9 protein-coding genes are annotated in these 10,441 nt (G+C 63.6%); 3 read left to right on the top strand and 6 right to left on the bottom strand.

The window, feature by feature from the left end; translation table 11 throughout:
* Positions 1-91: 91 nt before the first annotated feature.
* Entirely contained in the window at positions 92-1,366 is a 1,275-nt protein-coding gene (locus P0D96_RS32190; RefSeq protein WP_408317522.1) for an ABC transporter substrate-binding protein, read from the bottom strand.
* A 309-nt stretch (positions 1,367-1,675) separates the two neighbouring features.
* Between P0D96_RS32190 and P0D96_RS32185 the strand changes: the two genes are divergently transcribed.
* On the top strand, positions 1,676-2,209 hold the full coding sequence (locus P0D96_RS32185) for a MarR family winged helix-turn-helix transcriptional regulator (protein WP_408317520.1): 534 nt from the start codon (positions 1,676-1,678) through the stop codon (positions 2,207-2,209).
* A gap of 6 nt (positions 2,210-2,215) precedes the next feature.
* Here P0D96_RS32185 and P0D96_RS32180 read toward each other — a convergent pair whose 3' ends face one another.
* The 3 genes from P0D96_RS32180 to P0D96_RS32170 all read right to left on the bottom strand — a co-directional run bounded on the left by P0D96_RS32180 (position 2,216) and on the right by P0D96_RS32170 (position 5,482).
* Positions 2,216-2,755: a hypothetical protein gene (locus tag P0D96_RS32180; RefSeq protein ID WP_408317518.1), complete on the bottom strand. Its 540-nt coding sequence runs from the start codon at positions 2,753-2,755 to the stop codon at positions 2,216-2,218.
* Between the two features lie 65 nt (positions 2,756-2,820).
* Positions 2,821-3,828 carry a PDR/VanB family oxidoreductase gene (locus P0D96_RS32175; RefSeq protein WP_408317517.1) on the bottom strand — a complete coding sequence of 336 codons (1,008 nt, stop codon included), beginning with the start codon at positions 3,826-3,828 and terminating at the stop codon, positions 2,821-2,823.
* A 70-nt stretch (positions 3,829-3,898) separates the two neighbouring features.
* On the bottom strand, positions 3,899-5,482 hold the full coding sequence (locus P0D96_RS32170; RefSeq protein ID WP_408317515.1) for a Rieske 2Fe-2S domain-containing protein: 1,584 nt from the start codon (positions 5,480-5,482) through the stop codon (positions 3,899-3,901).
* A 214-nt stretch (positions 5,483-5,696) separates the two neighbouring features.
* Between P0D96_RS32170 and P0D96_RS32165 the strand changes: the two genes are divergently transcribed.
* Entirely contained in the window at positions 5,697-6,377 is a 681-nt protein-coding gene (locus P0D96_RS32165) for a GntR family transcriptional regulator (protein WP_408317513.1), read from the top strand.
* 152 nt (positions 6,378-6,529) lie between these two features.
* Here the strand turns inward: P0D96_RS32165 and P0D96_RS32160 are convergent, their stop codons facing one another.
* On the bottom strand, positions 6,530-7,495 hold the full coding sequence (locus tag P0D96_RS32160) for a homocysteine S-methyltransferase family protein (protein ID WP_408317511.1): 966 nt from the start codon (positions 7,493-7,495) through the stop codon (positions 6,530-6,532).
* Positions 7,496-7,728: 233 nt separating this feature from the next.
* Here P0D96_RS32160 and P0D96_RS32155 point away from each other — a divergent pair, with 233 nt between their 5' ends.
* Positions 7,729-8,769: a GlxA family transcriptional regulator gene (locus P0D96_RS32155; RefSeq protein ID WP_408317509.1), complete on the top strand. Its 1,041-nt coding sequence runs from the start codon at positions 7,729-7,731 to the stop codon at positions 8,767-8,769.
* 102 nt (positions 8,770-8,871) lie between these two features.
* Here the strand turns inward: P0D96_RS32155 and P0D96_RS32150 are convergent, their stop codons facing one another.
* On the bottom strand, positions 8,872-10,353 hold the full coding sequence (locus tag P0D96_RS32150; protein ID WP_408317507.1) for an NAD-dependent succinate-semialdehyde dehydrogenase: 1,482 nt from the start codon (positions 10,351-10,353) through the stop codon (positions 8,872-8,874).
* Positions 10,354-10,441: the final 88 nt, after the last annotated feature.

Genomic DNA, 10,441 nt, shown 5'->3' with positions numbered 1-10,441 from the left:
ATAAGCGACTTGCGAGGGCAAGTTGCCGGGTGCTTGCACCCGGCTTTTCTATTCGATGGCGGCGGGCAACACTCGCGCGCCGCCGCTCCGCTTATTTCCCACCCAGGCGCTGCTTCAATTCCGTCGACTCGATCCGCGCGATCTCGACCACCTTGCCGTCGCGTACCTGCGTGACGATCACCGGCAGCAGGATCTGCTGCGACGTGCCGTACTGGCTCTTGCCGCCAAACGCGCTCGGACCGAAGCTCGAATCGAAGACGATGGTCGGCAGCACCTTGGCGACGGCGGTTGCATCCACACGGCCCGCTTTTTCGAGCCCCGCTTTCAGCGCCATCACGCCGTCCCAGGCGGACAGGTCCGTGAGGTTCAACGGTTCGTGGAAAATCGGCTGGAAGCGCGCGTCGAGGTCGCGCTGAATCGGTGTCGCGCCGGATGACGAGAACACCGCGTCGAGCCCCATGTAGAGTCCCTCGAGCGTTTTTCCTCCGGTGTGAATCAACGCATCCGATACCGTCCCCGCGGAAGCGATCCGCACGCCGTTCCAGCCTTGATCCGATAACGCACGATACAGCACGCCTACATCGCCCGGCGGCGCGCCGAGCGTGTCGATCACATCGGGCTTCAGTTGCGCGGCGCGCGTGGCCACGGGCTGGAACTCCGTCGTGCCACGTTCATACGTGAACTGCCCGACGATCTTCGCACCGAGCTTTTCCCAATGCGCGGTCGCCGCCTTCGCGACTTCCTGATCCGCGCTATCGTTCGGGCTGATCAGGGCGACCGTGCGGATCGTCGGATGCTGCTTCATGACCAGTTGATAGAGCGGCTCCAGAAACTCCGTCGGCGTGTTCATGGTCGTGAACGTGAGCGGGTATTTGGGGCCTTTGATCGCATTGGACCAACTGATGGTGAACATCAGCACGTTCGATCGCTCCGAGATGCTTTGTGTGGCAACGACAGCCTGCGTCGACATGCCAAGTATGATGAACTTGATGCCGTCGCGATTGAGCATGGTCTGCGCGACCTTCACGCCGTCCGCGGCGGTGTATTTGTTGTCGTAGGACGTCAAGGCCAGCTTGTACGTCTTGTCGCCGACATGAACGCCGCCATGACTGTTCACGTACTGCACCGCCTGCTTGCCGACCCACTCGGAGCCCAATCCCCAACTGGCTCCCGCGCCCGACATCGGCACGGTCATGCCGAGCGCGATGGTGTCTTCCGCCTGCGCGGCGTTCACCAGCCCAAAGCCAAGTCCCGCCGATAGCGCGCATGCCGCGAGCAGGCGCGGTAAGCGCGGCAGGTGACGCGGCAAAAACGGAAAGTGTTGCGTTCGCAACGATGTCATGTTCAACGCCAGTTCATCAGCCATGTCTTCCTCCAATGTGTCGGCCACGCTTCGTGCTTTTTCGGCGCGAATCGACCGCTTTGTTGTCATGCACCGGCGACCACGGCGCTCAAGCTGATTGCACTCGCCGTTTGCCTACTCTGTCGATACTTCGACATCTAATATTATTCGAAGTTAAGTTGCAAACGGCACAATGTCAATACGGCGGCGCACCTATAATTCCGCGCACTTCGTCCCGACTGGAGGCGACCGGACTGTACGGGCCGGCTGCGTTGACTTGGGGAGCAAACGGGCGGTGTATGCTATGCGCTTTGCTCACTTCAATCGACCAAGATGGCAACCACGAAAAACGATCGAGAAAAGCCGCCGCTACCGATGCCGATCAACTGGCGCGACGCCGTCCCGAACGATCGCCTCGCCCACGTCATCAAGGACGCGCAACGCGCCATGGCGCGCGGACTGCAGATCCGGCTGATGGAGCATTCGGTCTCGTTGGGACATTGGCCGTTCCTGCGCATCCTGTGGGAGCGCGACGGCCTCACGCAACGTGAATTGAGCGAACTGGCGGGCTTGCGGGAACCGACCGCCTATAGCGCGTTGCAGGCCATGGAAAAGCTCGGCTACATCACGCGCCGCAAGCTGCCCGACAATATGCGCAACATCTGCGTCTACCTGACACCGAAGGGCAAGGCGCTGCAAAAGACGCTGATTCCTCTCGCCGAGGATCTGCACGAAGTGGCGGTACGGAATATTCCACCGAGAACGCTTGCCCAGTTTCGCAAGACGTTGCACACCATCATCAAGAACCTCGAGGACGACGAGATCGAAAAGGAACGCCGCATGCCGCCGTCCCGCAAGCTCGGGTGATGGAACTCAGCGCACGCAACCGACGCTGAGCCGCGCCTGGGTGTCTGCGTTGGCCGCATACAAGGTATGGTCGCGCACGTCGGTCAATCCGAATGCGCGTGCCAACGCCTCGCGCGCCGAGGCCGTCTCGCCGGGTATTCGGCCCTGCACGATGACGACGGCGTCCGGCGCGCAATAGCGCTGCGCCTGGTACAAGGCGAGGTTTGCGTCGTCGCGCAATTGCGAACTGTCGCAGGTCGCCGCATCGCGCACTAAAATCGACACGAGGCCGCTGGCGCTGCGAGCGAGAATCCAGCCGGCGTGGTATCCGCATGAACCCGCCGGCTCGGCGAACACGCGAATCAATCCACTCAGGTGCTGGAAGCGCGGATCGGCCGCGAGCATGTCGGTTGCCTGCGCCGGTAGCCCGTCGCCATCCGTCCAAACCGCAAGCGTCGAATCCGCACGGTGCGTCGCGCGCATCGTCATGCCTGTTTCGCCGATCAGGAACAGCCCTTCGCGGCCCTGCGCGTGCGCGCGGACCGTCAGATAGTCTTGCATGTCCATCGCGTCTCCCGTCTCCTTGAACTGACTCTGGCCGAATGGCTGTGGCGGCACTTCGCGCGGCACGATCACAGATCGAGTACGAGCAACTCGCTTTTCGCACGCGATACGCACGCCGTCAGAAACTCCTGCTGTTCGTCGGCGCCGAGAATGCAGTCGCGATGATCAACCTCGCCTTCCAGATATCGCATCTTGCATGTGCCGCACAGCCCGGCTTCGCACGAGGTCTGAATCGGCAGATGTGCTTCCCGTAACACGTCGGCGATGCTCAGGTTCGGCGCTACCGTCAACCGTTGACCTGTGCTCGCGATCTGGATTTCAAAGCTGCCGCTGGGGTCATGCGCCGCGTCCGATACCGCCGATTCGAGCACCGGCGGCGCGCTGAAATGCTCGCAATGCACGCGTTCACGCGGCCAGTGCGCGGTCGCCTCGGCGCAAGCCCGCATGAAACCCGCTGGACCGCAGTAGTACACGTGCGTGCCGCGCGTCGCTTCTTCGTCGAGCAGACGCCGCAAGTCGAGTCCTTTCGATGGATCACCGCCGTCGAAGTGCCAATGCAACTGATCCGCGTCGAGCATGGCTTCGAACTCGTCGTAAAACGGCGCGGCACTCCGCTCGCGGGCACAGTAATGCAGCGCGAAGTCAGCGCCATCGAGCGCGAGCCGATGCGCCATCGACTTCAACGGCGTCACGCCGATGCCGCCAGCCAGCAGCAGAACGCGGGTAGCCCGTCCGTCGAGCATGAAATGATTACGCGGCCGGCTGATGCGCACGCGCTCTCCGGCGCGCAAGCGCTCATGCATCGCTTTGGAGCCGCCCCGCCCGCGCTCGTCGCGAAGCACCGCGATGACGTAGCGCCCCCGCTCATCCGGCGGGTTGCACAGAGAGTATTGCCGCACGAGGCCGTCGCCGAGATGCACGTCGATATGCGCGCCCGCGTCGAACTGCGGCAGATCGCCATCGTCCGGATCGACGAATTCGTACGACAGGACGTTGCGCCCTTCGTAGCGAATCTGCCGGACAAAGACGGTCAGCGTCGTCGATTCCAGGGTTTGTTCGAAACCGCCTTCTGCCATGATGTCTCCGCTTTGCGGCACCGAGTGCCGCATGCTGCGCTGGTTTTCGCGTTAGGTGGTGCAATGGCGCTTACGACTCTGCCCGTGCTGCCTGATTGGCGGGCGCGCCAGCGGTTCGCCCGTTGACCTCCAGTTCGAGCGCCGCCATCTTGTCGCGCACGAACGCGGTCCGCGTTTCGCCTTGCAGCTTCTCACTTTCGATCAGGATCGCCACCACGCCCTTGGACAGCTTGCGCCGCCGCGCAATTTCCTCTTCGACGGTCGCCGCTTCCGGCATGTCGAACACATTGCCCGAGCAAAAGCTGTTGGGCGCCCCGCCGACCGTGCGCAGCCACTCGGCAAACTGCTGCGGCCCGGCGGCCGGATTGCTGCCACGCACGGCGTCGCGCAGCATCTTGCGGAACAGATAGAGGCCAGCGTCGAGCTTGGTGGGATGTTCGAGCGTGTGCACGGCAATGGGACGCTGGCTGATGATGGCCTCGTAATCGCCAGGCGCGTATTGCGCTTGCTTGTAATGCTCGCGTTCACGGTGGTTAGTCGGGATGGGCGGCATTTCGTCTATCGAATATTTGCCGAAACGCTCCGGACGGCGCATTGCCACCTGTCCTTCGAGAAAGTCGATCGACTCGTAGCCGACCCATTCTTTTTTCCCGACGCCGCGCGTGTCGATGCCGGGGCCCATCACGCGCCAGCCGATCATCTTGCTGTTCTCGTCGTCCACGGGCACGGTCCAGCGCACGATATGAAAGCGGCTGAAGAGTTTGCGTGCCGAGCCGTCTTCCGACGTATACGCATGCAGGCTCAGGTTCGGCAACACCTGATGCTGCACGCGCACGAACATCCGTTCCTTGTCGACGCGCCGCGCGCCCGCACAGGCCAGACTGCGGCCCTGTTGCACTGGGATGAATTGCATGTCAGGCGCGACTTCCATCGACGCGGCGCCGACCTCGTCGAACGTGGTGCCCTGGAAGCGGCCGTCCACCACGTTTTTGCCGGCGTGCAAGGCGGCCGTGTGGAAATTGTCGGCCGCATTGTCCTGCACCTGCAACCAGTTGCAATGCTGGAAGTTGCTGAACGGCACCAACTCGTCGCCAGGCAGCACGGTGAAGTCGCCTTCCCATTCGGGAAACGGCGGCTCTTCGTCCGGCGGTCCCATGTAGGCGAAGACGAGCCCATTGCGCTCGACAGCCTTGTAAGCGCCCTGCCGGATCGAGCAGGCGTACTTCTCGGCCTCCGCTTCCTCGCCTTTGGGAAACGGCACGTGCAAACAGGTTCCGTCCACGTCGAACACCATGCCGTGATAACAGCAGCGGATGCCGTGTTCCTGGATCGCGCCATATTCGAGCGATGCGCCGCGGTGCACGCAGTGCGCATGCAGAACGCCGACCCGCCCGCTGCCGTCGCGGAAAGCCACCAGTTCCTCGCCGAGAATTTTCAGGAAGCGCGGCGTATCGGTCAGTTCCATCGCCATGCAGACGGGATGCCAGAAGCGCCGCATGTATTCGCCCGTGGGCGTGCCTGGGCCGGTTTCGGTCAGTTCGGGATCGTGATCGGGCACCTTGTTGGTGTAGTAGCCACCATAGGGCACGAGTTTCTTCACCACAGCACCGCCGCTGCTGCCGCCATCGTCCATCTTTTCCGACTTGATCGCCATGGGAACCCCTCCGATTATTGACGCCGCGCCAGACGGCAATCTGCCTGGCTACTGAACTCCGAACTCTGTATACAGAGATTAGAAGCGTTGTAATCAGATGCCTATACGGGTTAACGCGCTGTCCAGCGCTTCGCGCTTCGACAGACACCGGCGCACCATGCGTTGACCACGTCAGGCCGGCACTGTAGTCTGTATCCAAAGTACAGAGAGCGCCATGCCCATCAAATTCGACAAAATTCAGGTTCGCCCCGACTTCGTGGACGAGGTCTATCGCGTGCTGCTCGATGCCATCAGCGACGGGTCGCTTGCACCCGGCGTGCGTCTCACCCAGGAGGAGATCGCCGAGCAGTTCGCGGTGTCGCGCTCGCCGGTATTGCAGGCGTTGCGTTTGCTGAAAAAGGACGGCCTCGTGCAGGATGCGCCGGGCCGCGGTGTAGTCGTCGCGCCGCTCGACGTCGAGTGGATCGGTCACCTCTATGAAATACGTGGCGCGCTTGACTCGCTGGCCGCGAAACTCGCCGCGCTACGCCGCAGTACGATCGATCCCGCGCTGATCGCCCAAGGGCGGCGCGCGTCTAAAGGCAAGGACGTCAAGGCCATGATCGATGCCGACGCCGCTTTTCACAATGCCATCTATCAGGCGTCCGGCAATCCGCTGATTGGCGAAAGCGCCCTTCTGCATTGGGTCCACTTGCGGCGTGTGATGGGTGCGGTGCTGCAATCGTCGAACCTGCGCGACGCGATCTGGGACGAGCACGCCGCGATCGCGCAGGCCATCGCGGCCGGCGACGCGGCGCGAGCGGTCGAGTTGACCGAGCATCATACGAGCCGCGCGCGCGCCAATCTCATCGAGCGACTGGAACACGTGCTCGCCGCGGGCCAGGCCTCCGCCTGATTCAGCGCGGCGGAGTCCGGTGGCGCCGCGACGCAGGAATGAATCAACGAACGCATCGCGATAGACGTTTCCTGCTGACCGTTATGCTCCGTCCGGACCCGACGCTTCCGACAATACAGGTGTCCTATCGTCCCCGGTGCGCAATGACACCATCACGCGCCCGCATACTGTCCTCTCACGCCCTTCATTGCGCTACAAATCGCGCTGACATGGCGGTGATCCGTGCCACAGCATCCGCCCACCACGTTCATGCGCGGCAACAACGCGTTCAGCGCCCGATACTGTGCGCCGAGCTCCTCCGGGTTGCCGTCGTCGAGGTCGGCGGATTCGTCGAGTTCGGCGTGACTGCGCCGTGACGCGTTCGCCCGGATGCCGTGAATGCGCTCGAGCCACCCGCCTCCATCGCCCAGCACGGTTTCGAAGTGCGATGGGTGCGCGCAATTGATCATGTAATACGCGGCATAGGCGCCGGTTTCCGCGTCGGCGCGCTCGATAACATCGCGCAGCGCATCGCCCGACGGCAAGCGTCCGTCCATTTCGAGCGTGAACGAAATCGCCACGGGCATGCGGGCTTGCCTAGCGGCATCGATCACGCCGATGCCTTCTTCCGGATAGGTGATCGTGAAGGCCGCGACCATGTCCGCCTCGGTCGCCGCCAGCGTGTCGATCTGTGGCTGGTGATAGGCTCGCGCCTCGTCGCGGGTCATGCGTGTATCGATCCGGTAAGCATCGCCGCGCGGGCCTAGACAACCGCTGATGACAATCGGCGTATCCGGCGTTTCGAACTCGGCGCGCACGTGCACGAGCAGTTCGATCGCCTTCCGGTTCGCCTGCGCGAGCGCGGCCTCGGAATAGCCCAGCTTGCGGCCCCAGTCCGCATTCGCGCGCCAGGTCGGCGCTTCGAGCACGAGACCGATACCCTCCCTGCTCGCAAGACTCGCATAGCGCCGGAAATAAGCGTCGAGGCGCGCGGTGCCCGCGGCGTCCTTCAGCAGATCGAACGCGGCGAAGCAAGGCAACTCCATGCCATCGTGAAAGATCAGCGTCGTCTCGATGCCGCCGTCGGTCATGAAAAGCGCGTCATCGAGTTGCGGAAGATGAGTGCGGTACTGGCTCATGGTCATGCTCCGTCAATGAAGTCCACGTCAGGGAAGTCGTCGGCAAGGCATCGGCGGGGCATCCGCCGAGTGAAAGAAGGAGATAAAACATGAGCGTCCGGGCCCCCGCTCCTGCGGGGAGTGCTGGCGCCAGCGCCTTCCTTACACTTTAATAACATTGCGACGGAGCCACGATACGGCGAGCGTGCGCCCGACGCCAAAGCCATTTCGGCAACTTACCGGACAAAACGGCCATGAACGACCGCTCACCCGTGCGCATCTGCATCCTGGCGCTGCCCGAGACGTCGGCATCCGTCGTGTACGGCATGTACGACATGTTCATGTCGGCGGGGCGCGACTGGGGTCTCATCGTCGAGGGCACGCCGGGGCGCGCGCCCATCGCGCCCTGCGTCGTGTCGCGCCACGGAGCCTCGTTCGTCGCCGCCAATAACGTGCGCATCACGGCGGACGCGCCGCTCGATGCCTGCGCGGATGCCGACGTCATCTGCGTGCCCGAGCTGCTGGTCCCGCCCGGCGAGCCGCTCGCGGGCCGCTTCGACCACGAAATCGCCTGCCTCAAAGGCTGTTACGCGCAGGGCAAGATTCTCGCAACGGCCTGCTCGGGCGCGATCCTGCTCGCAGAAGCCGGCCTGCTCGACGGCCTCGACGCGACGACGCACTGGGCGTACTGCGATTTCATGGCACGGCGCTATCCGTCGATCAAGGTACGCGCGCATCGGGCGCTAGTCGCATCGGGCGATGGCGAGCGGCTCATCATGGCCGGCGGCGGCACGTCGTGGCTGGATCTGGCGTTGTATCTGATCGCGCGGCTGGCGGGCATCGAAACCGCAATGCAGACGGCGCGCATCAATCTCGTCGACTGGCACGATGTCGGCCAGCAGCCGTTCGCGCGGCTCGCGCGCACGCGGCAGGCGGAAGATGCCGTCATCGCGCGCTGTCAGTCGTGGATCTCCGATCACTACGCCCAGCCCTCGCCCGTCAGCAAGATGATGGAAATGAGCGGCTTGCCCGAGCGCTCGTTCAATCGCCGCTTTCAGCAGGCGACCGGCATGTCGCCGCTCGCTTACGTGCATACGCTGCGGCTGGAAGAAGCCAAGCAGATGCTCGAAACCGACACCCAGCCGATTGAAGCCATTGCCAATGAAGTCGGCTACGAAGACGCGGGATTCTTCAGCCGCCTGTTCAGACGCAAGGTGAGCCTCACACCGGCGCAATACCGCCGACGTTTCGGCGCCATGCGTGAAGCAATCACCTACGTCAAGGAGAATCGATGACGATCGCGACGTGCCGGACGTGGACTTGCGATTCACCGTTTATGCTTCTCATCGGCGTTGACCTGACGCACCTCGCGGCCGGCTCGCGTCCTGCCGACGTGCTTACGCCAGTCCGCCCTGGCAGACATATTTCAGCGTGGTGTAGTCGTCGAGACCGTAGCGTGAGCCCTCGCGCCCGTAGCCCGATTCCTTGACCCCGCCGAATGGCGCCGCTTCGCTCGAAATGGCGCCCTCATTCACGCCGACAATGCCCGCCTCCAGCAGTCGCGAAACGCGATCGATACGCCGTACGTCCTGGCTATAAAAATACGCGGCGAGGCCGAATGGCGTCTCGTTGGCAGCCTTGAGCGCGTCGGCTTCGGTGTCGAAGCGGAACAACGGCACGACCGGCCCGAACGTTTCCTCGCGAAACAGCAGCATGTCCGCGGTCGCATCGGCCAGCACGGTCGGCGCGAAATAGTTGTGCCCCACGTCGGTCAGGCGCTTGCCGCCGGTCAACGCGTGCGCGCCCTGAGCAAGCGCATCCTCGACATGGCGCACGATCTTGTCGATCGCGCGGGCGTTGATCATCGGGCCGATCTGCGCGGCCTCGTCCGTGGCTGGCGCGACCTTGAGGGCGGCCACGCGCGTGCTCAACACGTCGGCGAAACGATCATAAATGGCCGACTGCACGTAGACCCGATTCGGACACACGCAGGTCTGTCCGCCGTTACGGAATTTCGATGCCATCAGGCCCGCCACCGCGGCCTCGATATCCGCATCGTCGAACACGATGAAGGGCGCATTGCCGCCCAGTTCCATGGAAAGCTTCTTGAGCGTGCCCGCCGATTCGCGAGCGAGGTATTTGCCCACCGCCGTCGAGCCGGTGAACGATATCTTGCGCACCCGTTCGTCGGCGAGCCAGTCGCCCACCGCCGGGGCTGCATGCTCGCGCGATGCGGTGACTATGTTGATCACGCCGGCCGGCACGCCCGCCTCCTGCGCCAGCTTCAGCAGCGCCAGCGCGGTGAGCGGCGTATCCTCCGCCGGCTTCGCGACGACGGTGCAGCCCGCCGCCAGCGCCGGCGCAATCTTGCGGGCGATCATTGCGAGCGGAAAATTCCACGGCGTGATGGCGGCGACCACCCCTACCGGCTCCTTCAGCGCAGTCATCCGTTTGCCGCGCTGCTGCTGCGGAATGATGTCGCCGTAAATGCGCGACGCTTCCTCGGCGAACCACGCGACGTAAGACGCGCCATACGCCACCTCGCCGCGCCCTTCGGCCAGCGGCTTGCCCTGCTCGAGCGAAATCAGCCGCGCCAGGTCCTCACCGTTCGCAACGATCGCGTCGTACCACTTGCGCAGGATCGCGCCGCGCTCCTTGGGCAGCTTTTCGCGCCAGCCGGGAAATGCGCGGCTCGCGGCATCGGTGGCCGCGCGGGCATCCGCGGGTTGGCTGTCGGGCACATTGGCGATCACCTCGCCCGTTGCCGGGTTGTGAACCGCGAATGTTTCGCCGGACAGCGCGCTTTGCCATTCGCCGTCGATGAAATTGAGCGGGCTGAGCAGCGCCGGACGATCGAGGCTTGACTGTAGATCCTTCATGGCGGATTCCTGGAGTGGATGAGGGAGATGCATTGCTGCGACCGGCAACTGAAGTGCGCCAGATGTTTCGCTGCGCGGCGGCAGGCAT

The organism is Paraburkholderia sp. RL17-347-BIC-D (genome assembly GCF_046027915.1).
GTDB lineage: Bacteria > Pseudomonadota > Gammaproteobacteria > Burkholderiales > Burkholderiaceae > Paraburkholderia.
The sequence above is the reverse complement of the archived record's forward strand: the minus strand, read 5'-3'. Positions and strand labels throughout refer to the sequence as shown.

What these genes read in the sequence shown, in the direction of transcription:
- P0D96_RS32175 (WP_408317517.1), bottom strand. Translation starts at nt 3,828, where the DNA reads ATGGCAGAAGGCGGTTTCGAACAAACCCTGGAATCGACGACGCTGACC.
- P0D96_RS32180 (WP_408317518.1), bottom strand. Translation starts at nt 2,755, where the DNA reads ATGGACATGCAAGACTATCTGACGGTCCGCGCGCACGCGCAGGGCCGC.
- P0D96_RS32165 (WP_408317513.1), top strand. Translation starts at nt 5,697, where the DNA reads ATGCCCATCAAATTCGACAAAATTCAGGTTCGCCCCGACTTCGTGGAC.
- P0D96_RS32190 (WP_408317522.1), bottom strand. Translation starts at nt 1,366, where the DNA reads ATGGCTGATGAACTGGCGTTGAACATGACATCGTTGCGAACGCAACAC.
- P0D96_RS32150 (WP_408317507.1), bottom strand. Translation starts at nt 10,353, where the DNA reads ATGAAGGATCTACAGTCAAGCCTCGATCGTCCGGCGCTGCTCAGCCCG.
- P0D96_RS32170 (WP_408317515.1), bottom strand. Translation starts at nt 5,482, where the DNA reads ATGGCGATCAAGTCGGAAAAGATGGACGATGGCGGCAGCAGCGGCGGT.
- P0D96_RS32185 (WP_408317520.1), top strand. Translation starts at nt 1,676, where the DNA reads ATGGCAACCACGAAAAACGATCGAGAAAAGCCGCCGCTACCGATGCCG.
- P0D96_RS32160 (WP_408317511.1), bottom strand. Translation starts at nt 7,495, where the DNA reads ATGAGCCAGTACCGCACTCATCTTCCGCAACTCGATGACGCGCTTTTC.
- P0D96_RS32155 (WP_408317509.1), top strand. Translation starts at nt 7,729, where the DNA reads ATGAACGACCGCTCACCCGTGCGCATCTGCATCCTGGCGCTGCCCGAG.